This window comes from Novosphingobium sp. MBES04, from assembly GCF_000813185.1.
GTDB lineage: Bacteria > Pseudomonadota > Alphaproteobacteria > Sphingomonadales > Sphingomonadaceae > Novosphingobium > Novosphingobium decolorationis.
The window spans coordinates 1835109-1858095 of the sequence record NZ_DF850488.1 but is presented as its reverse complement, the minus strand read 5'-3'; the positions used below and the strand labels follow the sequence as shown (position 1 = coordinate 1858095).

24 protein-coding genes are annotated in these 22987 nt (G+C 67.1%); 14 read left to right on the top strand and 10 right to left on the bottom strand.

Translation table 11 applies throughout. From position 1 onward, the window contains the following. Both MBENS4_RS08145 and sciP read right to left on the bottom strand, forming a co-directional pair. Positions 1–1230 (bottom strand): efflux RND transporter periplasmic adaptor subunit, encoded by a 1230-nt coding sequence (locus MBENS4_RS08145; protein WP_039390009.1) that lies wholly within the window; start codon positions 1228–1230, stop codon positions 1–3. Between the two features lie 292 nt (positions 1231–1522). Continuing rightward, entirely contained in the window at positions 1523–1822 is a 300-nt protein-coding gene (sciP, locus tag MBENS4_RS08140) for a CtrA inhibitor SciP (protein ID WP_039390007.1), read from the bottom strand. A 423-nt stretch (positions 1823–2245) separates the two neighbouring features. Here sciP and mnmA point away from each other — a divergent pair, with 423 nt between their 5' ends. Beyond that, positions 2246–3409 carry a tRNA 2-thiouridine(34) synthase MnmA gene (gene mnmA / locus MBENS4_RS08135; protein ID WP_039390004.1) on the top strand — a complete coding sequence of 388 codons (1164 nt, stop codon included), beginning with the start codon at positions 2246–2248 and terminating at the stop codon, positions 3407–3409. 21 nt (positions 3410–3430) lie between these two features. On the opposite strand, the gene MBENS4_RS08130 is transcribed toward mnmA, so the two are convergent. Then, positions 3431–3910, bottom strand: coding sequence for a hypothetical protein (locus tag MBENS4_RS08130; protein ID WP_242404837.1), 480 nt, complete (start codon positions 3908–3910; stop codon positions 3431–3433). Between the two features lie 32 nt (positions 3911–3942). Here MBENS4_RS08130 and MBENS4_RS08125 point away from each other — a divergent pair, with 32 nt between their 5' ends. Continuing rightward, on the top strand, positions 3943–5244 hold the full coding sequence (locus tag MBENS4_RS08125) for a serine hydrolase domain-containing protein (RefSeq protein ID WP_242404836.1): 1302 nt from the start codon (positions 3943–3945) through the stop codon (positions 5242–5244). Here the strand turns inward: MBENS4_RS08125 and MBENS4_RS08120 are convergent. Both MBENS4_RS08120 and pdxH read right to left on the bottom strand, forming a co-directional pair. Then, positions 5241–6200 (bottom strand): cation diffusion facilitator family transporter, encoded by a 960-nt coding sequence (locus MBENS4_RS08120; RefSeq protein WP_039390002.1) that lies wholly within the window; start codon positions 6198–6200, stop codon positions 5241–5243. The genes MBENS4_RS08125 and MBENS4_RS08120 overlap by 4 nt on opposite strands. Before the next feature lie 28 nt (positions 6201–6228). Further along, positions 6229–6840: a pyridoxamine 5'-phosphate oxidase gene (gene pdxH, locus MBENS4_RS08115; RefSeq protein WP_039390000.1), complete on the bottom strand. Its 612-nt coding sequence runs from the start codon at positions 6838–6840 to the stop codon at positions 6229–6231. 234 nt (positions 6841–7074) lie between these two features. On the opposite strand from pdxH, the gene MBENS4_RS08110 reads away from it, so the two are divergent. Together MBENS4_RS08110 and MBENS4_RS08105 are read left to right on the top strand one after the other, a co-directional pair. Continuing rightward, complete coding sequence (locus MBENS4_RS08110) at positions 7075–8043, top strand: DnaJ C-terminal domain-containing protein (protein WP_039389998.1); 969 nt, start codon at positions 7075–7077, stop codon at positions 8041–8043. 226 nt (positions 8044–8269) lie between these two features. Then, a complete protein-coding gene (locus tag MBENS4_RS08105; protein WP_039389995.1) occupies positions 8270–8974 on the top strand; it encodes a DUF1013 domain-containing protein in 705 nt (234 codons plus the stop codon). 210 nt (positions 8975–9184) lie between these two features. On the opposite strand, the gene MBENS4_RS08100 is transcribed toward MBENS4_RS08105, so the two are convergent. Both MBENS4_RS08100 and MBENS4_RS08095 read right to left on the bottom strand, forming a co-directional pair. Next, positions 9185–9592, bottom strand: a complete 408-nt coding sequence (locus tag MBENS4_RS08100; protein ID WP_039389992.1) for a bactofilin family protein — start codon at positions 9590–9592, stop codon at positions 9185–9187. 10 nt (positions 9593–9602) lie between these two features. Then, positions 9603–10676 (bottom strand): M23 family metallopeptidase, encoded by a 1074-nt coding sequence (locus tag MBENS4_RS08095; protein WP_084592005.1) that lies wholly within the window; start codon positions 10674–10676, stop codon positions 9603–9605. Between the two features lie 383 nt (positions 10677–11059). Here MBENS4_RS08095 and MBENS4_RS08090 point away from each other — a divergent pair, with 383 nt between their 5' ends. The 6 genes from MBENS4_RS08090 (at position 11060) to MBENS4_RS08060 (ending at position 17348) form a co-directional block, all read left to right on the top strand. Further along, entirely contained in the window at positions 11060–12349 is a 1290-nt protein-coding gene (locus MBENS4_RS08090) for a glutamate-5-semialdehyde dehydrogenase (protein ID WP_039389987.1), read from the top strand. A gap of 361 nt (positions 12350–12710) precedes the next feature. Then, complete coding sequence (locus MBENS4_RS08085) at positions 12711–13757, top strand: aldo/keto reductase (protein WP_039389986.1); 1047 nt, start codon at positions 12711–12713, stop codon at positions 13755–13757. 13 nt (positions 13758–13770) lie between these two features. Next, a complete protein-coding gene (locus MBENS4_RS08080; RefSeq protein ID WP_039389984.1) occupies positions 13771–14439 on the top strand; it encodes a nicotinate-nucleotide adenylyltransferase in 669 nt (222 codons plus the stop codon). Between the two features lie 132 nt (positions 14440–14571). Beyond that, positions 14572–14970, top strand: coding sequence for a ribosome silencing factor (gene rsfS, locus MBENS4_RS08075; protein ID WP_199904354.1), 399 nt, complete (start codon positions 14572–14574; stop codon positions 14968–14970). Between the two features lie 212 nt (positions 14971–15182). Further along, a complete protein-coding gene (locus MBENS4_RS08070) occupies positions 15183–15608 on the top strand; it encodes a 23S rRNA (pseudouridine(1915)-N(3))-methyltransferase RlmH (protein WP_039389982.1) in 426 nt (141 codons plus the stop codon). Positions 15609–16112: 504 nt separating this feature from the next. Then, complete coding sequence (locus tag MBENS4_RS08060) at positions 16113–17348, top strand: murein hydrolase activator EnvC family protein (RefSeq protein WP_039389978.1); 1236 nt, start codon at positions 16113–16115, stop codon at positions 17346–17348. Positions 17349–17369: 21 nt separating this feature from the next. On the opposite strand, the gene MBENS4_RS08055 is transcribed toward MBENS4_RS08060, so the two are convergent. After that, the gene (locus MBENS4_RS08055) at positions 17370–17552 is read right to left on the bottom strand and encodes a hypothetical protein (RefSeq protein WP_039389976.1); all 183 of its coding nucleotides are present in this window, start codon (positions 17550–17552) and stop codon (positions 17370–17372) included. A gap of 248 nt (positions 17553–17800) precedes the next feature. Here MBENS4_RS08055 and MBENS4_RS08050 point away from each other — a divergent pair, with 248 nt between their 5' ends. The 4 genes from MBENS4_RS08050 (at position 17801) to MBENS4_RS08035 (ending at position 20943) form a co-directional block, all read left to right on the top strand. Then, on the top strand, positions 17801–19222 hold the full coding sequence (locus tag MBENS4_RS08050; RefSeq protein ID WP_052322105.1) for a S41 family peptidase: 1422 nt from the start codon (positions 17801–17803) through the stop codon (positions 19220–19222). Between the two features lie 12 nt (positions 19223–19234). Then, positions 19235–19714 (top strand): disulfide bond formation protein B, encoded by a 480-nt coding sequence (locus tag MBENS4_RS08045; protein WP_039389974.1) that lies wholly within the window; start codon positions 19235–19237, stop codon positions 19712–19714. A gap of 5 nt (positions 19715–19719) precedes the next feature. Continuing rightward, entirely contained in the window at positions 19720–20262 is a 543-nt protein-coding gene (locus tag MBENS4_RS08040; protein WP_039389972.1) for a demethoxyubiquinone hydroxylase family protein, read from the top strand. Positions 20263–20391: 129 nt separating this feature from the next. Next, positions 20392–20943: a hypothetical protein gene (locus tag MBENS4_RS08035; RefSeq protein ID WP_039392006.1), complete on the top strand. Its 552-nt coding sequence runs from the start codon at positions 20392–20394 to the stop codon at positions 20941–20943. Positions 20944–21155: 212 nt separating this feature from the next. Here the strand turns inward: MBENS4_RS08035 and fabI are convergent, their stop codons facing one another. Both fabI and MBENS4_RS08025 read right to left on the bottom strand, forming a co-directional pair. Continuing rightward, positions 21156–21959 (bottom strand): enoyl-ACP reductase FabI, encoded by an 804-nt coding sequence (fabI, locus tag MBENS4_RS08030; RefSeq protein ID WP_039389971.1) that lies wholly within the window; start codon positions 21957–21959, stop codon positions 21156–21158. Beyond that, a complete protein-coding gene (locus MBENS4_RS08025) occupies positions 21956–22960 on the bottom strand; it encodes a YhjD/YihY/BrkB family envelope integrity protein (protein WP_039392004.1) in 1005 nt (334 codons plus the stop codon). Before MBENS4_RS08025 ends, fabI begins: the two co-directional genes overlap by 4 nt. Positions 22961–22987: the final 27 nt, after the last annotated feature.

Genomic DNA, 22987 nt, shown 5'->3' with positions numbered 1-22987 from the left:
TCAGTCCGCGGTCTTGGCCATGCGCGGCTCGACGGTGTCCTCGGGATTGAGGAAGCCACCGGCGCGCAGGACGACCGTCTCGGTGCCGGCAAGGCCCTTGGAGATGACGATGCCATCAGCGGTGACGAGCCCGGTTTCGACCCCGCGCCGCGCCACCTTGTTGTCCTTGCCCACGACATAGACAAAGCTGCCCTCGGCATCGCTCTGGATCGCCGATTCCGGAAGCATCGGCGCCACCACGGTGCCGCTGGTCAGCGTGGCGCTGGCAAAGCCCCCCGGACGCAGCGCGCGGTCATAGGCCAGCGCGATGCGCGCGGTGCCCTGGCGCGAGGTCGGGTCGATGATCGGCGAGACCTGCCAGACCTGCCCGGTGAAGGCGCGCTCCGAGCCGACCGGAGTCACCTCGGCCTGCGCACCGACGCGCACGCGCGCCAGGTCGTCCTCGCTGAGATTGGCGAGCAGTTCCATCTCGCCGCCCTTGGCAAGGCGGAACAGTACGCTCGAGCCGCCGCCCACGACCTGGCCCGGCTCGACATTGCGTTCAAGCACGAGCCCGGCGGCGGGCGCGACGATGTTGAGGCGCGCGGCCTGGGCCTGAAGCTGGCGCAGCGAAGCGCGGGCCAGTTCGACCTGGGCCAGCGCGGCGTCGCGCGTGGCGGTGAGGCGGTCGACGTCGGCCTTGGAGATGAAACCGCGATCGACCAGCTGGAGCGCGCGGTCGAGATTGGACTGGGCGAGGCGCGCGTCGGCCTGGGCGGCCTTGATCTGCGCGGCCTGGCTGGCCTGCTGCTGGACCTGCACCGAACTGTCGACGACGGCGAGCACCTGGCCGGCCTTCACCCAGTCGCCCGGTTCGACGAGGACGCTGCGCACCTGCCCGCCCTCACCCACCGAACCGATCGGCATGGCGCGGCGCGCGGCGAGCGATCCGGTGGCGGTGATCGTGCCCACGACGGTCGAGCGGCCCGGCTTGACGACGGTCACGACCGGCACCTGTGCCGCCTCGACCGGGCCGGTTTCCGAACCGCTGTGGAGGTAGAACCAGATTCCCACGATGAGCACGAAAGCCCCGGCAACGCCAAGCCAGATCAGCCGCGAGGAGCCTTTTTCCGGTCCTTGCGTCTGCGCCTCGTGCGCCTCGAAAGCCCCGTCCGCGCCCGTCTGTGCGCCCAGGTCCTCCTTGCTCACGACTTCGGCGCGATCCTTGTCCAACTTGCTCGTGTAATTCATTCCGTCACCGCACTGGCCGCATCGTCCCGGCACCCTCACAGGTCCCCCAGTTTCCCGTGCAAGGTCACGCATCGCCCCGCACGGCCCGGATCATGGCCGTTAATCCCTGATCCTGACGTATACGTGTGCCTACGACGGGTGGCAACGCGATCTGGCGCCAGATACGCCCCCGGATCGACCAACGACTTCTCGCCTCGTTCAACGGCATGAAAACAACAGGCATAGAAAAACGGCGACAAACCCGGAAGGTTCGTCGCCGTTTGTCGGTCCCGCGGAACTGATCGGGGGGTGATCAGTACTTTTGCTGGCGCTCGTAGAGATCGCGGTAGTGCTGGATGCGCGTGACGCGCAGCCCCTGCATTCCAGAGCGATCCACGGCCCGCTGCCAGGAGGCGAATTCCTCGAGCGTCAGCTGGTAACGTTCACACACTTCGTCGATGGTCAACAGACCGCCATTGACGGCGGCCACGACCTCGGCCTTGCGGCGCACGACCCAGCGCGTGGTATTGGCGGGGGGAAGCGACTCGAGAGTGAGCGGTTCACCCAGTGGCCCGATTACCTGCGCGGGTCTGATTTTCTGATTTTCGATCATCTTAGCCCTCGCCCACCGGTTTTGCTGGAGCCGGTGGTGAGCCTCTCTTTGTCCATGCGGACTTGCCATTGCTTGAAGCAGTACGGTTAACGAGCATTAGGGACTCTTGTTAAGGATTTTCCACGGGGCGTTTGGGGGCTTTCATCAAGTAGGAAAAGTTCGAGAGTTCATTAAGTTGCATCGTCATTCCTGCCTCCCGCACCTCCGGCCCGACGCACATGGCCAGTCAAGGAGCCCTTCGGCGCAGGCAACCTTCCCGTCGCGCCAAGGCAGGACCACACCGAAACGACCCGGCTTATGGCGGCAGGATAGGGCTCACATGGTCAATGGAAGATTAATGACAGGCCTGGTGCGATCCCAATGGCCCTGCCTTCGCGCCGATCGGGTAGGAATTCGCGACAAGGCGCTGTATGAGCGCTGCCCATGTCCCCTGACGCAAATCTCTTCAACGGCCTCGATCCGGCCGACCTGTTCCAGTTGCCCGCGCCGCTCTCGGCGCGCCGCATCGTCGTGGCCATGTCGGGCGGCGTCGATTCCTCGGTCGTCGCCGCGCTGGCCGCAGCCACCGACGCCGAGACCATCGGCATCACGCTGCAACTCTACGACTACGGCGCAGCCACGGGCCGCAAGGGCGCGTGCTGTGCCGGCGACGACATTCGCGACGCGCGCGCGGTCGCCGACCGCCTCGGCATCGCCCACTACGTCTTCGACCACGAGAGCGCGTTTCGCGAAGAGGTCGTCGACCGTTTCGCCGACGACTACCTCGCCGGCCGCACCCCCATCCCCTGCATCCGCTGCAACATGGGGCCCAAGTTCACCGACCTCCTGCAGATGGCCCGGGACCTTGGCGCCGATTGCCTCGCGACCGGCCATTACGTGCGCCGCGTGGAAGGTCCGGCGGGCTCCGAACTGCACCGCGCGGCCGACCCGGCGCGCGACCAGAGCTACTTCCTCTACGGCACGACCGAGGCCCAGCTCGACTTCCTGCGCTTTCCCCTCGGCGGCCTTCCCAAGACCGAGACACGGCGCCTCGCCGAAGCGGCGGGCCTGCGGGTCGCAGACAAGCCCGACAGCCAGGACATCTGCTTCGTGCCCGACGGCGACTACGCCAAGATCGTGCGCTCGGTCCGTCCCGAGGGAGCCGCGCCCGGCGACATCGTCCATGTCGAGACCGGCGCGGTCCTCGGATCGCACCAGGGCGTCATCCACTACACCGTAGGCCAGCGCCGGGGGCTCGAGATCGGCGGCCAGCCCGAACCGCTCTACGTGGTGGGGATCGATGCGCCCTCGCGCCGGGTCCTTGTCGGCCCGCGCCATCTGCTGGCGGTCGCCTCGGCCCGGATCATCGAGACCAACCGCATCGGCCCCCTCCCCGAGGGGGTGCCGCTCACCGCCAAGGTCCGTTCGCTGGCCAAGCCCGTGCCCGTCACGCTCGAAGGTCCGCTCGGCGAGGGCGCGGAGACCACCTTGCGCTTCGCCAATCCCGAATACGGCGTCGCGCCGGGACAGGCCGCGGTGATCTATGCGGGCGAGCGCGTGGTCGGCGGAGGCTGGATCGAGGACACCACGCCCGCCACCCCGCTCTGAGCAACGCGTCGGATCACTCGATCACTCGTCCCAGGGTTCGAGACGGCAGCCATGGCGGCTGTCGTAGCGCGCACTCTGGTAGCCGAGCAGCGGTAGCCCGGCGCTGACGCTGCGCGTCTCGGTATCCTCGCTCAACCAGACGCGCCCCGCGATGCCGCCAAGCGGGGCCACCGCGAGGTCGGCCTCGCAGCTTTTGAGATCGCGCTGCGAGACATGGCGGCACACGCAGCCGAGCCGCGCGGCATAGGCGCCGCCAATACGTGTCCGCTCGCGCAGGTCCGCCCACTGCCAGGCCAGGAGCCCGCCCCCCACCAGCAGCGCAAGGACCACCAGGTTACGCAGCCAGCGCGAAGGCTGGCGCGCGGCGTGACGCGCACGCGCAGCCCCGGAAGCAGCCTGTCCGTCCGGGGCGCGCCCGCGCCCAAGCCCTCCCGACGCCTGCCGCTGCTGCCAGGCCTGCCGCAGCTTGTCCCCGGCTCCCGATTTGGGCGGTGTTGCCATTCCCGATCTTCTCGCACACTACACCGCGCGTCATGCCGGTGCATCCGATCCGCCTTATCCTCCCGCTGCTGGCCCTGCCAAGCCTGTGGGCCTGTGGAGAACCCGCGAGCGAGGGCCCGCCCCCGCCCAGCACCGAGGCCGAAGCCGCCATCGCCAACGACGGCGGGGCCCCCCACGCCGAACTCGGCCGGGCGATCGACGGATTGTTCAACACCGATGCGGTCGGCCCGACGCACGCGCTTGTCATCATGAAGCGCGGGTCGGTCATCGCCGAGCGCTATGGCCCCGGTATCTCCGACACGACGCGCCTGCCGGGATGGAGCGCGGGCCAGTGCCTCACCAGCCTGATGATCGGCCAGCTCGTCAGCGACGGACGCCTGCGCCTCAACGAATCCGCGCCTGTCCCCGAATGGCGCCGGCCCGGCGATCCGCGCGGCGAAGTGACGCTGCGCCAACTTCTCCAGATGCGCTCGGGCCTGCGCTTTGCCAAAGGCCGCCCGGGGCGCGAAGGCGGCATCGCGGAGCAGTCCGATGCGATGCGCCTCCTCTACCTCGACGGGCGCGACGACATGGCCGCCTACGCCGAGGCACAGCCGCTCGAGTCCCCTGCGGGCCAGACTTTCGCGGATTCGGGCGCGAACGCGATCATCCTCGCCGATCTTGCCGCACGGGTCCTCGCCCCCGACGGATCACCCGAAGCGCGCCGCGCCGCGGTCATGGGCTACCTGCAAAGCCGCGTTCTGACCCCCATCGGCATGGAATCGACCCAGGCCGGGTTTGACCGGGCGGGCACCTTGACCGGCTCGGGCATGATTCACGCCAACGCGCGCGACTGGGCCAAGCTCGCCGAGTTCCTGCGCCACCGTGGTTCGGTCGCTGGCGCACAGATACTGCCACGCCGCTGGATCTCCTTCATGCGCGAGCCGAGCCCGCGCAACGCCGCCTACGGCGCCGGGGTCTGGCTCAACACCGCGCCTCCCGGTGAAACCGCAAGGCTCTGGCCCGCCACCGCACCGGCCGACGTCTTCGCGTGCCTGGGCGAGTACGGCCAGTACGTCGTAAGCTCACCCGAACAGCTCCTCACCGTGGTGCGCCTGGGCCGCAGCCACCCAACCAGGAACGCGCCGTGCACGAGCGCATCGGAGCGCTTCTGGCGTTGTTTCCGGGCGGGAAGTAACAGTTCACAGAGCAGGAAAGACGATTCCGAGGGCCATCGCCCTCGGGCTCCCAAAATCGTCACCCTCACCTCCCACGCGCCAGCTTGGCTGCGCAAGGTGAGGTCGACCATTTGGGGGTCAAGGGGTGATGACCCCTTGAAGAATATCAACTTCTAAAGCTTCACGTCCTGCTCCAACCCAACGCGGATCGGCGGCAGCACGTCGCGTCCTGCCTCGCCCTTCTCATCGACCAGGCCATCGGGATCGGTGTGGATGAGGATCTCCACGCCGGGGAAGTCGGCTTCGAGGCGGTGCTCGATCCCGTCCATCACCCGGTGCGCCTCGCGCACGGTCATCTGCGGGTCGACCCAGATATGGAACTGCACGAAGTCCTTGTCGCCCGAGGTCCGGGTGCGCAGGTCGTGGACCCCGCTGATGTCCGGAAACGTCGCCAGAAGTTGGAGGAAGCGTTGCTTCTTCTCCTCGGGCCACTCGTGGTCCATGAGTTGGTCGAGCACCTCGTCCGAGGCGCCCCAGGCCCCATAGGCGAGCCAGGCCGCGATGCCGAAGCCGAACACCGCATCCGCGCCCGCAAGCCCCACATAGGTTTCAAGCACCAGGCCCACGATCACCGCGAGGTTGAGAAACAGGTCCGACTGGTAGTGCACGCTGTCGGTGGTGATCGCGAGGCTGCCAGTGCGGCGGATGACGTGGCGCTGCCAGGCCAGCAACGCAATCGTCACCACGATGGCCGCAATGGAGACGCCGATGCCCTGCTCGGCGGCCTGCACCTCGTTGCCCACGAGCAGCCGCTCGACGGCGCGCGCCGCGATGCCCAGCGCCGAGATGACGATCAGCACGATCTGGAACAGCGCGGTGATCGCCTCGGCCTTGCCGTGCCCGAAGCGGTGCTTGTCGTCGGCCGGCTGCGCGGCGATCCACACGCCCAGCAGTGTCGCCAGGCTGGCGACGAGATCGAGCGTGGTGTCCGCAAGACTGCCCAGCATCGCAGTCGAATCGGTGGTGATCGCCGCCCAGATCTTGAGCACGAGCAGAAACAGCGCCGCCGCGATACTGGCGAACGCCGCACTGCGGGTCAGCATTGCGCGGACCTGGCTGCGTCCATCGCTCATGAATCAATTCCCATCGAAACCAGAGACATCAGGGGTAGAGCAGCGTGCTCGACCAGGGCCCCTCGCCCACCCGCTCGAAGCGGCGGCGTTCATGGAGACGGTAGGGACGGTCCTGCCAGAACTCCATGGCGACAGGCACCACGCGGTAGCCGCCCCAGTGCGCCGGACGTTCGACCTCGCCGCCCTCGAAGCGCGCACGCACCTCTTCGTAGCGGGCAAGGAAGGTCTCGCGGCTGTCGAGCGGGGCGGACTGGTCGGAGGCCACCGCACCCAGCTGCGAATCGCGATGGCGCGAGTGGAAGTACGCGTCAGCTTCCGCCGGCGTCACCGGGCTCAGGGCTCCCTCGATGCGGATCTGGCGGCGCAGGCTCTTCCAGTGGAACAGCAGCGCAACGTGCGGGTTCGCCGCGATCTCACCGCCCTTGCGGCTGTGGCCATTGGTGTAGAACACGAAGCCATCGGGGCCATGGCCCTTCAGGAGCACCATACGCACCGAGGGAACGCCGTCGGGCGTTGCCGTTGCCAGGGCCATCGCGTTGGAATCGTTGGGCTCGGTCCCGCGCGCCTCGTCGTACCAGGCGCTGAACAGGGCAAAGGGATCGCCATCGGGGATGACTTCGCGGGTCTGTTCGGATTCCATCGTATCTCGTCCTGTTGCTGTGGCCGTAGGCTCCACGTCGCCAGCAAGGTACACCCGTACAGGGAAGCGACCTTGATCGGCGGCACGTGGCCGCTTCGCGCCGCCGAATAGCCCGCCCCGCCGCACCTGGGAAGGTCCGGGGCGGGTATTGCAGCCACAGCAAACGAAAAAGCACCGCCCGAGCATCGCGAAGAACTTGTCGGAACGCGCTCTACAACCTAGCTAAGTGGCATTATGGCAACAGATCCTTACACCACTCTCGGCATCGCACGTGGCGCTAGCGAGAAGGACATCAAGTCCGCCTACCGCAAGCTCGCCAAGGAGCTCCATCCCGACCGGAACAAGGACAACCCGAAGGCGGCCGAACGCTTCTCGGACGTGACCCGCGCCTACGACCTTCTCTCCGACAAGGAAAAGCGCGCCCAGTTCGACCGCGGCGAGATCGACGCGGAGGGAAACCCTACCATGCCCTTCGGGGCCGGTGGTTTCGGCGGTGGCGGCGGTCATCGGTCCGGCATGGGCGGCGGCGCGGGCGGTTTTGGTGGTTTCGGCGGAAACGACGGGATCGACCTTGAGGACCTGTTCGGCGGCATCTTCGGCGGCGGCGGCCAGCGCGGCGGCCCCGGAGGCATGGGTGGCGGAATGGGAGGCGGCTTTGGCGGCGGACGTTCGCGCTCGGCCCCGCGCGGCGCCAACGTCAACTACCGCCTCTCGGTCTCGCTGACCGACGCGGCCGAACTCGCCAACCAGCGCATCACCCTGTCCGACGGCAAGACCATCGACCTCAAGCTGCCCAAGGGGGTCGAGGACGGCACCCAAATGCGCCTTTCGGGCAAGGGTGAGCCGGGTCCGGGCGGCGCGGGCGATGCGATCATCACCATCTCCATCGCGCACCACCCCTATTTCGAGCGCGACGGCGACGACCTGCGCCTCGACCTGCCGATCACCCTCGACGAGGCGCTCAGCGGCGCCAAGGTGCGCGCGCCCACCGCGTCCGGCGCGGTCATGCTGACGGTGCCGGCCGGGTCCAGCTCGGGCAAGACCCTGCGCCTCAAGGGCAAGGGCATGACCCGCAAGGACGGCACGCGCGGCGACGAGCTTATCCGCCTCGAAATCACCCTGCCCGAGGGCGACGAGGATCTCGCAAAGCGGCTTGAGGGCTGGAAGGATGCCCGCAACGTGCGCGAACGCATGGGTGGCTGAATAGGCGGTGGCGGATGCGGGGGACAGGTGAGTTCGGCTTGTCCCTTCCCCTGCCTCCCTCGCGCGCAGCGCGGTCTCTTCTGACTCCGATCCGGACCCTCCGGCACCGATTTTCCGCGCAATTCGGGCGCTAGTCCTTGCCCAACGCGCAAAACTCACCTAAGTCGGGCCGGTACGGCCGCTCCGCGAAGGGGCGGCCCTTATTGTTTCCGCCGGAGATAGAGACATGAGCCAGCCCACTCCGCTGATGCCGCACGCGACCGCCTCGTGGCTGGTCGACAACACGGCGCTCTCGTTTGAACAGATCGCGGATTTCTGCGGTCTGCACATGCTTGAAGTCCAGGCCATGGCCGACGATCTGGCCTCGGCCAAGTACACCGGCCGCGACCCCGTGCGCGCGGGCGAGCTGACGATGGAAGAGATCGAGAAGGGTCAGGCGAATCCGGAATACCGTCTGCGCATGCACCGCGCACCGGTAACCGTCAGCCGCACCAAGGGCCCGCGCTACACGCCGGTGTCCAAGCGCCAGGACAAGCCCGACGGCATTGCCTGGATCCTGCGCAACCACCCCGAGGTCTCAGACGCGCAGGTCGGCAAGCTGATCGGTACGACCCGCAACACCATCGCCGCAATCCGCGACCGTTCGCACTGGAACATCGCCAACATCACGCCCAAGGACCCGGTCACGCTGGGCCTGTGCTCGCAGCGCGAGCTGGACGCGATGGTCTTCAAGGCCGCCAAGAAGGCCGGTATCGAGAACGAAGGCGCGACCGACGAACGCCTCGTCGATGACCGCCAGGCCCTCATCGAGGAACTGCGCGCCGAACGTGACGCCGCCGCCAAGGCCGCCAACGAAGCCGCGCAGGAAGCCGAAGCCGCCGCCTGGCTCCAGGCCAAGCGCGCCGCCGAAGCCGAGGAACGCGGCGAATAAGCCCGTCCCCCGCACACCCGCATACGAAAAAGGCCCGTACGAAAGTGCGGGCCTTTTTCGTTGGTAAGACTAGGAGAGAAGGTTTTGATTCAAGGGGCCATCGCCCCTTGACCCCAAAATGGGCGGCCTCACCTTTCTCAACCGCGCTGCGCGCGGGGCGTGAGCCAGACAGTTTGGGGAGCCCGAGGGCGATGACCCTCGGAACCTGCTTCAAGCCGGAACGGCGTCCTTGACGTCGTCCGCCACGACACCGATCGCAGGCGCCATGCCGCCGCCGTTGGGTGCCAGGCGTCCCTCGATACGCGCGCCCTGCTCGACCGTCAGCGTGTCGTAAGCCACATCGCCCTCGATCTTGCCCGAGGCGAGAATGACGATCTCGCGCGCGGCGACAGTGCCGCGCACGGTGCCCGAAATGCGCACGCTGTCCGCCTTGATCGCGCCCGTGATCTCGCTGTCGACGCCCTGCACCAGCGCGGCGCAGGTGATGTCGCCGGTCACTCGGCCATCGATATGCAGATCGGCGCTCGCCTCGATGTCGCCGGTGATGAGCGTGTCACTGCCGAGCACGGAAAAGGTCGCGGAGCCGCTCGAACGCGAGGTGGCAACGGGCTTGGGCATGGGATCGGCCTTACTGCTTTTGAACATGGGCGGAGGCCTCGAGGAAGGGACGTGGATTGACCGGCTTTCCGTTGAGGCGCACTTCGAAGTGGAGGTGCGAGCCGGTAGAACGGCCGGTGCTGCCCATCAGGGCGATGGTCGAGCCGGCTTCCACCTTGTCGCCCACCTTGGACTTGAAACGCGAAAGGTGCGCATAGCGGGTCATCAGGCCATTGCCGTGACGCACCTCGATGCAGTTGCCATAGCCGTGGCGGCGCCCGACGAAGGTCACCTTCCCCTTGGCCGCGGCGTAGATCGGCGAGCCCAGCGGTCCGGGAAAGTCGAGCCCGGCGTGGAACGCAGCGCCGCCCGTGAACGGGTCCGAGCGGTAGCCATAGCTCGACGAGACATAGGCGACCGAAGCGGGCTTCACCTGCGGGATCGAGGCAAGGCCATTTTCCAGCGCATCCATCCGCGCGAGGCTGACGCCCAGGCGCTGGAAACGCGGATCAACGCTTCCATCGGCGCGGGTCGCGAGCTTGATCAGCGGACCACCGCGCGCCGAGGCGCGGCTTGCCGGAGCATTGGCCACCATCGTCTTGGGATTGAGGCCCAGCTTGCGGATCGCCGCACTCGCGCTTTCGGCGCGGCGGTCGGCATAGCGGGTGAGATTCTCGACAAAGGCGAGCTGGCGCGCTTCGAGACGGGCCAGTTCGCTTGCCTCGGGAACGGCCGCGCTGACCTTCTCGATGGTGCGCTTGGCTTCCGCGTCGCTGTTGGAGACGGTTTCACCAGCCTTCGTGTCGCGCGGGAGGTCACCGATGTGCGCCTCGACCATCTGTTCGATGAACTTCTGGCGGCGGGCGAGGTCGGAGGCGACCTCGTCGATGCCATCGCGGTAGTTCTCGACGCGGTCCTCGGCGCGGGCGACTCTGGCCTCACGGCTGAGAAGTTCGGCCTCTTGCGACGAGGCGCTCAGGCGCTCGATTGCGACGGCCCCCATCGACCCGAGCCAGACGGTGGCAAGCGCACCAGCGGCGCCCGCGGCGACCATCTGGGTCCGCGACGAAATCCGGATGAAATGGACATGCCCCTGAGAACGCATGATAAATTCGCGATCCGGGAAGCCTGCCCGCAGGCGCGACCATAGCGCCCTGACAGATGTAAGCTTCAAAACGACCCCACGCTGTGGCTTATTACCAGTCCCCGGCAGACCGGCTAGCAGGGGAGGGTTAACAAGGCGAATCGAGCCGCCGCGCACCATGCGCATTTCAGGGTGAACCGTTCATCGAAAGCGATGAACCGAAGGAACCATTTGCGCTCCCAGTCCTTGTTTGAGTAATGCGCTCAAGATTGCACGTTCATGAATGTACACTTCGTACAAACCATAGGTGAACGCAGAAAAACCGGCGCAGGCGGGCCAATCGGGCCTCCTGCTTGCCGGGCGCGACCGTGACACACTGCAATACAGATGGTAGGCCGCACCCTATGACAGTTGAAACTCTTTCCGCCGACAGCAACGCTGTCGAAACCCCCGAAGCCCTCGTCGCCCGCATTGCCGCCGACGGCCGCGCCGCCCAGCGCGTGCTCGCCCGCATGAGCGATGCGCAGAAGGCCGAGGCCCTGCGCGCCGCCGCCAAGGCGCTGCGCGCGGACGAAGCCGCAATTCTCGAAGCCAACGCCAAGGACATCGCTGCTGGCGAGGAAAAGGGCCTCTCGGGCGCCATGCTCGACCGCCTGCGCCTCGACGCCGAGCGTCTGGCCGGGATCGCCGATGCGGTTGACCAGGTCGCCTCGCTCCCCGATCCGGTGGGCTCGGTGATCGAGGAATCGAGCCGCCCCAACGGCCTCAGGATGAGCCGCGTGCGCATCCCCATCGGCCTCATCGGCATCATCTATGAAAGCCGCCCCAACGTGACCGCGGACGCGGCCGCGCTGTGCCTGCGCTCGGGCAACGCCGCACTTCTGCGCGGCGGCAGCGAGGCGGTGCATTCCAACCACGCGATCCGCGCCGCCTTTGCCAAGGGCCTGGAAGAGGCGGGCATTCCCGCCGCCGCGATCCAGCTCGTGCCGACCCAGGACCGCGCGGTCGTGGGCGCCATGCTGACGGCGGCCGGCCTTATCGACATGATCGTCCCGCGCGGGGGCAAGAGCCTCGTCTCGCGCGTCCAGTCGGACGCCCGCGTCCCCGTGCTCGCGCACCTCGACGGGATCAACCACACCTACATCCACTCCGCCGCCGACCCCAAGGTCGCCAAGGAAGTGGCCGTCAACGCCAAGATGCGCCGTACGGGCATCTGCGGCGCGATGGAGACGCTGCTGCTCGACGCGCAGTTCCCCGGCTCGGCCGAAGTCGTCTCGGCGCTGATCGAGGCAGGCTGCGAACTGCGCGGCGATGCCCGCGCCCGCTCGCTCGACTCGCGCATCCTGTCGGCCGACGAGGCGGACTGGGATACCGAATACCTCGACGCCATCGCCTCGGTCGCCATAGTGGACGGCCTCGACGCGGCGCTCGACCACATCGCCGCGCACTCCTCGGGCCACACCGACGTCATCATCACGAAGGATGACGAAGCTGCCGAACGCTTCCTTGCCGAAGTCGACAGCGCGATCGTCATGGTCAACGCCTCGAGCCAGTTCGCCGACGGCGGCGAGTTTGGCCTAGGCGCCGAGATCGGCATCGCCACGGGCCGCCTCCACGCGCGCGGCCCGGTCGCCCTGGAAGGCCTCACCACCTACAAGTGGCAGGTGCGCGGAACCGGACAGGCACGTCCCTGATCTGGGCGCCTCCGGGCGCTGAAATGGACTGCACGAGCGGCCGCGAGCTTTGCAGCTTCGCGGCCGCTTTCCTATCTGAAGATCATGAGTTCAGCCCCAAGAGCCATGAAAGGCAGAAGAGGAAATGACCTTCTCAAGGGGTTATCGCCCTTTGACCCCAGAATCGGCGACCTCACCTTTCTAGGCTCTGCTGGCGCGCGTAAGGTGAGGCGCACCATTCTGGGAGCCCGAGGGCGATGGCCCTCGGATTCATCTTTCGGCTTGTTTTTCGATTTCTGGGAATTCGGATTGCGCAGAAGCTCAACCCTATAGGTCCGAACCGATCCCCCCTTCTCAAACTGAGTTCAAGGAGCCCGCTCCCATGAAGTACAACCGCCTCGGCCGCACTGGCCTGCTCGTTTCCGAACTGTGCATGGGCACGATGACCTTTGGCGAGAGCGAGGGGATGTGGTCTGTCATGGGTGGGCTGCAGCAGGAGGCGGTGAACGGCCTCGTGCGCCAGGCCCTCGATGCGGGCATCAACTTCATCGATACCGCCAACGTCTATGCCGAGGGGCGCTCCGAGGAAGTGACCGGCAAGGCGCTGAAGGATCTTGGCATTTCGCGCAGCGAGGTCGTGATCGCGACCAAGGCGCTGGGTCCCATGGGCGAAGGCGTCAACCAGCGCGGCGCCTCGCGCTACCACCTCCTGGACCAGATCGACGCGAGCCTGGCGCGCATGGGGCTCGACCATGTCGACCTCTACCAGATTCACGGGTGGGACCCGTTGACGCCGGTCGACGAGACCCTGCGCGCGCTTGACGACATCGTGCGTTCGGGCCGGGCCCGTTACATCGGCGTTTCGAACTGGGCGGCCTGGCAGATCGCCAAGGCACTGGGCATCTCCGAGCGCCTCAGCCTCCACCGCTTTGCCTCGCTCCAGGCCTACTACTCGATCGCCGGGCGCGACCTTGAGCACGAGATCGCGCCGATGCTGGAGAGCGAAGGCTTGGGCCTGATGGTCTGGAGCCCGCTCGCCGGCGGCTTCCTCTCGGGCAAGTACACCCGTTCGGGCGAGGCCGAGAGCGGCCGGCGCACCAGTTTCGACTTCCCCCCCGTCGACAAGGAGCGCGCCTTCGACGTGATCGAGACGATGCAGGCGATGGCCGCCGACAAGGGCTGCAGCGTGCCGCAGATCGCGCTCGCCTGGCTGCTCGCCAAGCCCGCCGTCACCAGCGTGATCGTGGGCGCCAAGCGGCCCGAGCAGCTGGCCGACAACCTGGGGGCAAGCGATCTCGAACTCTCCACCGACGAGATGGCCACGCTCGATTCAGCGATGCCCCGCAGCCCCCTCTATCCGGGCTGGATGATCGAGCGTCAGGGCGGGTACCGCCAGGGCGCCAAGGCGGGCGAGGCACCCCGTTCGTGATTCGGATACGGCAATGACGAGACCGGGCCCCGTCACCGGCCTTCTGGGGGGCAGTTTCAATCCGGCGCACGGCGGGCACCGGCGCATCAGCCTTTTTGCGCGCGAGGCCCTGGCCCTCGACGAGGTCTGGTGGCTGGTCTCACCGGGCAATCCGCTCAAGTCTGCAAAGGGCATGGCGCCGCTCGCCGCGCGCTACGCCTCGGCCCGCGCGCAGAGCCGCCGAGCGCGGATTCGCCCGACCGCGATCGAGCGCGAGCTGGGCACCCGGTTTACCGCCGACACCCTGCGCGCGCTGGTCCGGCGCTACCCCAAGCGGCGCTTCGTCTGGCTCATGGGCGCCGACAACCTCGCGCAATTCCATAAGTGGAAAGACTGGCGCGGCATCGCGCGCACCATGCCGATTGCGGTTATCGCCCGTCCGGGGTATGATGGCCCTGCTTTCGCGAGCCCCGCGATGGCCTGGTTCAGGCGCTACCGGACGCCCGTTGCCAGTCTCAGACGTCCGGTGAGATGGAGCGCACCCGCGCTGGTGACATTGCGATTCGACCCCGATACGCGGTCGGCCACGGATATCCGCAAGGCCGATCCGGACTGGGCCCGGAAGTCCCTGAACGGCCAATCCGGCCACAGGCTTTCGCGCGATGCCGTCACGCACCGCCCCATTGGTGGAGATGCTGCGTGAGCAAGGCGCCCCGCCTTTCCCGCGTATCTTCCGGCCAAACCCGCAAAACCGATCGTGCTTCCACCTGGCCACCCTTTCGGGGTGTCTGCGCCGGTCCTGCATGGTCCCCTGAAAGGAGCAGTAAACCCCTAGATGCCACAGGCACATGTACAGCCGGTGCCGACCGGCGAAACGCCCCCGGCCGTGACGGACAACGACGATCCGCTTCTGGCCGTAGTCCTGCAGTCGCTCGACGACGATCAGGCGCAGGATCTTGTGACGATCGACCTTGAAGGCAAGTCGAGCATCGCCGACTTCATGGTCATCGCGTCTGGCCGTTCGACCCGCCAGGTCGCCGCCATGGCGCAGAAACTCGGCGAAAAACTGAAAGCAAACGGCTTTGGCAACCCCCGCATCGAAGGCCTTCCGGCCGCCGACTGGGTGCTGGTCGATGCCGGCGGCGTGATTGTCCACCTGTTCCGTCCCGAAGTGCGCACGTTCTACAATCTGGAGCGCATGTGGGGCTTTGACGGACCGTCCGGCGCGGCCTGAGGCCGCCCGCCCACGCCGAAGACGATCACCCGGCCCGCTGACAGGGCCGGACAACCGCGAAGGGATTGCCGCAGGGTGCGTGGACGCACGCCCGTGCGCCAACCTGCCCTTTGCGCCTCCGGTGCCGCGCGCTTGCACGCCCACCGAGGGCCAATCCTCCCCACACGGGGCAGGGCTGTTCACATGCGCCCCGGCGCTCTAGAACGCCCGCCATGCTCCTTCACATCATCGCGCGCGGCAAGATCGCTCGGTCACCCGAGGCCGAACTGCTCGAACGCTACGCCAAACGCCTGACCTGGCCCTTCAAGCACACCGAACTGCCCGATGTCGGGGGCAAGATTCCCGCGCCCGTGCAAACGCCCGTGCGCGAGGTTCTCCTCGACGAACGCGGCAAGGCGATGTCGTCCGAAGACTTCGCCGCTCTCCTTGGCCGCTGGCGCGACGATGGCGTGCGCGAATGCCGCTTCCTGATCGGTGCGGCCGATGGCCACGGAGACGAAGCCCGCGCCAAGGCCGACCACCTGCTGTGCTTTGGCAAGATGACCTGGCCCCACCTCATGGCCCGCGCAATGCTGGCCGAACAGCTCTTCCGCGCGACCGCGATCCTGGCCGGGCATCCCTATCACCGCTCAGGGTAAGGCAGGGATTTGATTCAAGGGGCCATCGCCCCTTGACCCCAGAATCGGCAAGCTCACCATTCTCAAACAACGTGGCGCGCGCACGGTGAGGCCGACAGTTCGGGGAGCCCGAGGGCGATGGCCCTCGGATTCATCTTTCTGCCTGTCAGATTCCGTCCTGAAATTTCAGGCCCCACGATCTCGTGAATGAACGCCCTTGGGGCTATTTGCCTTTCCGATTCCCATGGCTCTTCGCCATCAGGAACATCGCCACGGGCATCAGGCAGCCGGCAAGAAATCCGATCCCTGCACCCCACATAGACCCGCTGTTGCCCCCGAGAATCGCTCCGAGGATGGCGCCGGCCACGAACAGGACGGCGGGCATGAGGCACCCGATGGCAAACATGTCTGGTCTTCACTTCTATCCGCTTCTGCCCGCGCAGATAAGTATTTTCCTGAGAATGTCAGCCCTTGCGCCGCCTCTCCCCCTTCCGCCCTGCCCCGCTCTGGCCTAGGAAACCGGGAATGACCCGCACGCTGCGCCTGTCCCTGATCTCCGGCATCGCCGCCGCAGGCCTGCTCGCAGGCCATGCGCTGTCGCAGACGGATCCCTTCTCGGACGCCGCGCCCAGGCTCGATGCCGCGAAGACCCGGGAGGAAATCCGCGCCGCCGAGCGCGAGGGTGCCGAAGTGCGCAAGCGCGCCGAAGCGCTTGAAAAGCGGGCCCGCGCTGCCTCCGAAGCGGTGGAGAAGACGGCCCGCGAGGCCGCCGCACTCGCCGCGCGCATCCAGGAGAACGAGGCCGAGATCGCGGTGCAGGAAGGCAAGGTCGCGCTGGTGACCGCGCAGCGCCGGGATCTGCGTGAACGGCTCGCCACACGGCAGGGCCCGCTTGCCCGGCTGACCGGCGCGCTGCAGCGCCTCTCGCGCCGCCCCACCCTGCTGGCGCTGCTGCGCCCGGGATCGGTGCGCGATGCGGTCTACATGCGCGCCCTGTTCGACACGATGCTGCCCGAAGTCGAAAAACGCACCATAGCGCTGCGGCGCGAGATCGAGGAAGGCCGCAAGCTTGAACGGCAGGCCCAGGCCGCCGAAGCGAGCTTGCGCAAGGCCCACAAGGACATGCTGGCCAAGCGCAAGGAACTGGCCGCGCTCGAAACCCGCCAGCGCCTTGCCAGCCATGAAGTCGGCGGCAACGCCGCGCGCGAAAGCCGACGCGCCCTGGCGCTCGCCGAACGCGCGAACGACCTTGGCGAGCTGGTCGCGGCGATGGATTCGCGCGGTCGGCTGCGCGACGAGCTGGCCGCCCTGCCCGGTCCGCTGATGCGCCCCGCCGATCCCAATGCGCCGCGCGTCATCGACGCCTCGCAGTTCGTACCGCCCCCCGAAGGCCTGTCGAGCTGGAGCCTGCCCGTCATGGGCCGCCTCGTCACCGGGTTCGGAGAAGATGCGCCTGGCGAAATTCGTGCGCGCGGCATCACGCTTGCGACACGGCCCAACGCACAGATCGTGGCGCCTGCGGCTGGACGCGTTGCCTTCGCCGGGCCCTACCGGGGACACGGGCGTATCGTCATCCTGGAGCACGACGGCGACTGGATTTCGCTGGTAACGGGCCTGGCCCGGCTCGACGTGGAGGTGGGCGAGACCCTCGTTGCAGGTGCACCGATGGGCATTGCGGCCCCGCGCGATCCCGAAGTCATGGTCGAACTGCGGCGCGGCGGGGAGCCGGTGAATCCGCTCCAGTTCATCCGCGAACTCTGAGCGCCACCACCGTCTGCCGGGTCATCCCCCGGGCATCAGGCGGCAGATGCGCGAGTGCCCCTTCCATAACTCGACCTCATGCTCGAGCGAGGCGTTGCGGGTCTGCAGAAAGGCATCCGAGACACTCACCGCCTTGAAGGCCTTGCGGCGCCCGGGGCCCCCGGCTGCGTCCGGAAAGACCATCGTGTATTTCTGAAGAGCCATCGTCCTCGTTCCCTGCCACCGGCCATGCGCAAGGATGTGTTCATCCTGTCCCTGCCATGAACGCCGGGTTGTCCTTCGTTCAATGCGACCCGTACAGCTTTGGTTCCCCGGCCCTGCCCCCTCCAAATGCCTGCAAACGCGTTTATATGGGAGGGACGCGCAATTGCGTGAGAGGAGCGCCCCCGGTAGGGTGCATCCACAAACCGGCGGTGGCCACGGCCCCGCCACGAAGAAGAGGCAGACGCCCGATGAAGTTCGCACCCCTGATGCGCGCCGCCCTGCTGGTTTCGGCCGTTGCCGCCGTACCCGTCGCGACATCCGGCCTTGCCGCGCTCGACAGCCAGGTGAACCCCGAGTTCGACAAGCTGTTTCACATCTACGCACTGATCAAGGACAACTACGTCGACCAGGTCGATGACGACAAGCTCCTGAAAGGCGCGATCGACGGCATGCTGGCAAGCCTCGACCCGCATTCCAACTATCTCGACGGGCCTTCGCTGCAGCGCCTCGAGACGATGATCGACGGCAACTATTCAGGACTCGGCCTCTCGGTCGTGGAAGAGGACGGGGCGGTCAAGATCATCTCGCCGTTCAAGGGCAGCCCGGCCGACAAGGCGGGCCTGAAGGCGGGCGACTACATCACCCACCTCGACGGCGTGCTCTACTACGAGCGCGACCTCGACGAGGCGGTCTCCAAGATGCGCGGTCCTGCGGGGAGCTCGATCACGCTCACGGTCTACCGCCCGGGCCGCGACGAGCCCTTCGACGTGACCGTGACGCGCGGCGTGATCGAACTGGAGCCGGTGACCTGGGAGCTCAAGGAAAACGTGGGCTACATCTCGGTCAACGAGTTCTCGCGCGATGTCGGCAACGACGTCGCCAAGGGCATCGCCGATCTCAAGAAGCAGGCGGCAACCACCGGCACCGGGCCGCTGGTCGGCCTCGTGCTCGACCTGCGCTCGAACCCGGGCGGATCGCTCGACGAAGCCATCGCGCTCTCCGACATCTTCCTCGAGAAGGGCGTGATCGTCTCGCAGCGCGGCCGCCGGGCGAGCGAAAACCAGTACTACCGCGCCGAATCGATGTTCAAGGGCGATGCCGTGAAGGGCCTGCCCATCGCGGTCCTCGTCGATGCAGGCTCGGCCTCGGCCTCCGAGATCGTTGCGGGCGCGCTGCAGGACCAGCACCGTGCGGTGGTCATGGGCGAGCGCACCTTCGGCAAGGGCTCGGTGCAGTCCTTCCTGCCGCTCGACCGCGAAAGCGCGATCAAGCTGACGACGGCGCGCTACTACACGCCCTCGGGCCATTCGGTGCAGGAAGGCGGGATCGAGCCCGACATCGAGGTGCCCCAGCTCTCCGACCCCGACGCGCGCCGCCGCGCCGAACGCGCGGTGCGCGAGTCCGACCTTCGCGGCCACCTCATCAACGAGCCCGGACTCGAGGATAAGGACCTGGAGAGCGACAAGACCACCGATCCGCGCTTCTCGGCCACGCCTGAGGAGCTGGAGGAGCAGGGCATCGAGGACTTCCAGCTGCATTACGCGATCTCGACGCTCCAGCGCACCGCAGGCAAGCCCGCCGCGCTGGCCGCCGTCGCCGCCAAGCCGGCTGCGGCCAAGACTCCCGAAGCTGCGGCCAAGCCCGCCGCCTCCAAGCCCAAGAAGAACTGAGACCTTCGCGCCATGAGCGTTCCCGTCCCTGCCCCGGTGCGCGCCGCACGCGCCCTCGCCTTCCTCGTGCCCGCAGGCTGCTGGGGGGGCGCCTACATCAGCCAGTACGTCTTCGGCCTCTATCCGTGCGAGATGTGCTGGTGGCAGCGCTACCCCCACTTCTTCGCACTGGCCCTCGCCGCCCTCGCCTTCGCGCGCGCGCCGGTTCGCCCGCTTGTCGCGGTGGCCGCGCTGGCGATCCTCACGTCCGGCCTGATCGGCGCGTTCCACGCAGGGGTCGAACTAGGCTGGTGGGAAGGCGTGACGTCCTGCGCAACGACGGCAGCGGGCGGTGGCAACCCGCTCGACGCGATCATGGCCGCCCCCGTGATCCGCTGCGACATCGTCCAGTTCAGCTTCCTCGGTGTCTCGATGGCAGGCTGGAACTTCCTCATCTCGACCGCCTCGGCGCTCGCCATCCTTTTCCTGATCGGCTTTGGCAGAAAGGCCTGAACGACATGACTTCTCCCTCCCGCCGGGCGCTGGCCCGCGAAGCGCTGAGCGACCGCATGATCCGCGTGGACCAGGCCGGCGAGTACGGCGCGGTGCGCATCTATGCCGGGCAGATGGCCGTGATGGGCAACCGCACGGCGCTCTCGCAGGAAGTCGTGCACATGGCCGAGCAGGAGGAGGTCCACCGCGAGCGCTTCGATGCGTTCATCGCCGAGCGCGGCGTGCGCCCGACACTGCTGCAGCCGATCTGGAAGGTCGCGGGCTTTGCGCTGGGCGCTGGTACCGCGCTGATCGGCCCGGAAGCGGCCATGGCCTGCACCGCCGCGATCGAGACCGAGATCGACAAGCACTACACCGAGCAGCTCGACCAACTGGGCGAGGATGACCCGGAGCTGGGCGCGGCGATCCGCCAGTTCCGCGACGAGGAGCGCGAGCACCGCGATACCGCACTGGCCTCGGGCGCGGAAAAGGCCCCCGCCTATCCGCTCCTGTTCAACGCCATCCGCATGGGCTGCCGCGCGGCGATCAAGCTCTCGGAACGAATCTGAACGCGCCTGCATTTCCGGACAGGAGAGAGGAATGGAACTCGCTCCGTCCGTCGGGGTGTCGTTCCCCGTCCTGCCGGGTATAGAACGAGAATGGCGGAGCCCATCCGCCGCAAACTGGAGTTCGAGACGATGACCCGCCTTCTGACCGCCGCCGCAGCGCTTACTACCCTGGGCGCAGGGCTTTCCCTCGGCGCCGTCCCCGCCGCCGCGCAGGACGAAGGCGGCGACCGCGTGAATCAGGTCATCGTCTATGGCGAGGACCCCTGCCCGCAGTCCTCCGACGCCGAGATCACCGTCTGCGCCCGCAAGCCCGAGGAAGAGCGCTATCGCATTCCCGCCCCGCTGCGCGGCGTCGACAACCCCACCTCGCAGGCCTGGACCAACCGCGTCGAGGCTTACGAGACGGTCGGCGCGTTCGGCACGCTGAGCTGCTCGCCGGTGGGCCCGGCCGGCCAGGAAGGCTGCACCCAGCAGCTCATCAACCGCGCCGCCTCGGAACGCGACAACGGCAGCGACGTGCGCTTCTCCGAACTGATCGCCGAGGAACGCGCCAAGCGCCTCTCGACCATCGATTCCGAGGCCGAAGCGCAGCAGGAACGCGTCGAGGAAGCCGAAGAAGCCTACTTTGCCCGCCAGCGCGCGCAGGAAGAGGCCGAGGACGGCGAGACGCCGCAGCCGTAAGAAGGAAGGAGGATTTCCGAGGGCCATTGCCCTCGGGCTCCCCGAACTGTCGACCTCACCTTTCGTCCGCCACCTTGGCTGAGAACCGTGAGGTCGCCGATTCCGGGGTCAAGGGGCGATGGTCCCTTGAACCATCTCTTCTTCCCCTGAACCCACGAAAAAGGGGCCGGAACGTCACCGTTCCAGCCCCTTTTCGTGTGCGTGTTCCCGACTCAGCTAAGCGCGATGTCGGGAGCGTCTTCCTGCTTCATGCCGACCAGGTGGTAGCCCGAGTCGACGTGGTGGACTTCGCCGGTCACGCCCGAAGACAGGTCCGAAAGCAGGTACAGGCCCGCGCCGCCCACGTCATCGATGGTGGTGTTGCGGCGCAGCGGCGAGTTCAGCTCGTTCCACTTGAGGATGTAGCGGAAGTCGCCGATGCCGCTCGCAGCCAGCGTCTTGACCGGCCCAGCCGAGATCGCGTTGACGCGAATGCCCTTGGGGCCAAGATCGTTGGCGAGATACTGCACCGAGGTCTCGAGCGCGGCCTTGGCCACACCCATGACGTTGTAGTGCGGAACGACCTTTTCCGCGCCATAGTAGGTCAGCGTCAGGATCGAGCCGCCTTCCGACATCATCGGCATCGCGCGCTTGGTGACGGCGACCAGGCTGTAGGCCGAGATGTTCATCGTCATCAGGAAGTTATCGAGGCTGGTATCGTAGTAGTGGCCCCGCAGCTCGCTCTTGTCCGAGAAGCCGATGGCGTGCACCACGAAGTCGATGGTCTCCCAGCGCTCGGCGAGCGTGGCAAAGGCGGTGTCGAGCGCGTCCATGCTCGACACGTCGCAATCGATCAGGAAGTCGCTGCCCAGGCTCTCGGCCAGCGGCTTCACACGCTTGAGCAGGGCATCGCCCTGGTAGGAAAAGGCGAGCTCGGCGCCCTGTTCGTGCAGCTTCCTGGCAATACCCCAGGCCAGCGACTTGTCATTGGCGAGGCCCATGATCAGGCCGCGTTTACCCTGCATCAGACCGGTCATTCGTTGTCTTCCCGTGTTTCGTTGTCGCGTACACCATCGGTGCGCGCGCCTGAATCGCCCCTGTCTCGATCTTCGGGCGATTCCGCAAGTGCTGCATTCAATTCCGCCCCGACGACCATCCCTAAGCCGACCAGCCAGAAAAAGAAAAGTGCGATCATCACCCCCGCGAGGCTTCCATAGGTGAGATCGTAGACGAAAAAGTTGCGCAGAACGCGCGGGAGCGCCCAGGCGACGAGCAGCCACCATCCGGTGACAAGCGCGGCACCCGGCCACTTGGGATATTCGCGCGCCTGATAGCGGCCCGGCGTCAGAAGGTAAATAAGCCCGTAGATCGAGCCGAACAGGGTCAGTGCGCTGACGCTGCGGGTCACGAGGATGCGGTCAAGTACCCCGTCGAGCCGGGGGAACAGGATCGCAACGATCTCCTGGATCGCGCTGATGAGCACCTGCGAGGAGAGCGAGACAAGCAGGAGCAGTACCGATCCGAAGATGAGACCCGTCGAATAGAGACGATAGTGCCAGTAGGCGCGGCGCTTGGGGCTGCCATAGGCGCGATAGAGGATATCGCGGATCGTCTCGATGAGGCTGGTCGCGGTCCATAGGCCGAACAGGCCGCCCACCCATAAAAGCCAACCATGGCGCGCGGCCACCACGTCGCGCGCGACAGGGGCGAGAACCTCGGACACGCGCGGCGGCATGGCCAGAAGCACCGTGTCGATCGAGGCGTCGAGCCGCCCGGCCTCGCCCAGTACCGAAAAGATCGCCGCCAGGCAGATGAAGAAGGGAAAGAGCGCCAGCAGCGTCATGTAGGCGAGGTTTCCGGCGTGGATGAACCCGTCGTTCCACGCCCCGGTCAGCACCCGGCTCGCAATCGCGAACGTGCGCGTGCCCGGCCCCGCGCGCTGGCGCAGGGTCTCGGCAAGGCCCGGATCGGCGGCCTGGCCAGCCTTCGGCCGGCTCGCTCGCGGGCGCCCATGGTGTGTCGGGGGGTCGGTTTCCACGCCCACTTGATAGGGACGGAAAGCCCC

Coding starts and splice junctions, on each gene's coding strand:
- rsfS (WP_199904354.1), top strand. CDS start 14,572: ATGCCACAGGCACATGTACAGCCGGTGCCGACCGGCGAAACGCCCCCG.
- MBENS4_RS08125 (WP_242404836.1), top strand. CDS start 3,943: ATGCCGGTGCATCCGATCCGCCTTATCCTCCCGCTGCTGGCCCTGCCA.
- MBENS4_RS08055 (WP_039389976.1), bottom strand. CDS start 17,552: ATGGCTCTTCAGAAATACACGATGGTCTTTCCGGACGCAGCCGGGGGC.
- MBENS4_RS08090 (WP_039389987.1), top strand. CDS start 11,060: ATGACAGTTGAAACTCTTTCCGCCGACAGCAACGCTGTCGAAACCCCC.
- MBENS4_RS08120 (WP_039390002.1), bottom strand. CDS start 6,200: ATGAGCGATGGACGCAGCCAGGTCCGCGCAATGCTGACCCGCAGTGCG.
- MBENS4_RS08045 (WP_039389974.1), top strand. CDS start 19,235: ATGAGCGTTCCCGTCCCTGCCCCGGTGCGCGCCGCACGCGCCCTCGCC.
- MBENS4_RS08060 (WP_039389978.1), top strand. CDS start 16,113: ATGACCCGCACGCTGCGCCTGTCCCTGATCTCCGGCATCGCCGCCGCA.
- MBENS4_RS08085 (WP_039389986.1), top strand. CDS start 12,711: ATGAAGTACAACCGCCTCGGCCGCACTGGCCTGCTCGTTTCCGAACTG.
- pdxH (WP_039390000.1), bottom strand. CDS start 6,840: ATGGAATCCGAACAGACCCGCGAAGTCATCCCCGATGGCGATCCCTTT.
- sciP (WP_039390007.1), bottom strand. CDS start 1,822: ATGATCGAAAATCAGAAAATCAGACCCGCGCAGGTAATCGGGCCACTG.
- MBENS4_RS08070 (WP_039389982.1), top strand. CDS start 15,183: ATGCTCCTTCACATCATCGCGCGCGGCAAGATCGCTCGGTCACCCGAG.
- MBENS4_RS08130 (WP_242404837.1), bottom strand. CDS start 3,910: ATGGCAACACCGCCCAAATCGGGAGCCGGGGACAAGCTGCGGCAGGCC.
- mnmA (WP_039390004.1), top strand. CDS start 2,246: ATGTCCCCTGACGCAAATCTCTTCAACGGCCTCGATCCGGCCGACCTG.
- MBENS4_RS08035 (WP_039392006.1), top strand. CDS start 20,392: ATGACCCGCCTTCTGACCGCCGCCGCAGCGCTTACTACCCTGGGCGCA.
- MBENS4_RS08040 (WP_039389972.1), top strand. CDS start 19,720: ATGACTTCTCCCTCCCGCCGGGCGCTGGCCCGCGAAGCGCTGAGCGAC.
- MBENS4_RS08080 (WP_039389984.1), top strand. CDS start 13,771: ATGACGAGACCGGGCCCCGTCACCGGCCTTCTGGGGGGCAGTTTCAAT.
- MBENS4_RS08095 (WP_084592005.1), bottom strand. CDS start 10,676: ATGCGTTCTCAGGGGCATGTCCATTTCATCCGGATTTCGTCGCGGACC.
- MBENS4_RS08050 (WP_052322105.1), top strand. CDS start 17,801: ATGAAGTTCGCACCCCTGATGCGCGCCGCCCTGCTGGTTTCGGCCGTT.
- fabI (WP_039389971.1), bottom strand. CDS start 21,959: ATGACCGGTCTGATGCAGGGTAAACGCGGCCTGATCATGGGCCTCGCC.
- MBENS4_RS08105 (WP_039389995.1), top strand. CDS start 8,270: ATGAGCCAGCCCACTCCGCTGATGCCGCACGCGACCGCCTCGTGGCTG.
- MBENS4_RS08110 (WP_039389998.1), top strand. CDS start 7,075: ATGGCAACAGATCCTTACACCACTCTCGGCATCGCACGTGGCGCTAGC.
- MBENS4_RS08145 (WP_039390009.1), bottom strand. CDS start 1,230: ATGAATTACACGAGCAAGTTGGACAAGGATCGCGCCGAAGTCGTGAGC.
- MBENS4_RS08100 (WP_039389992.1), bottom strand. CDS start 9,592: ATGCCCAAGCCCGTTGCCACCTCGCGTTCGAGCGGCTCCGCGACCTTT.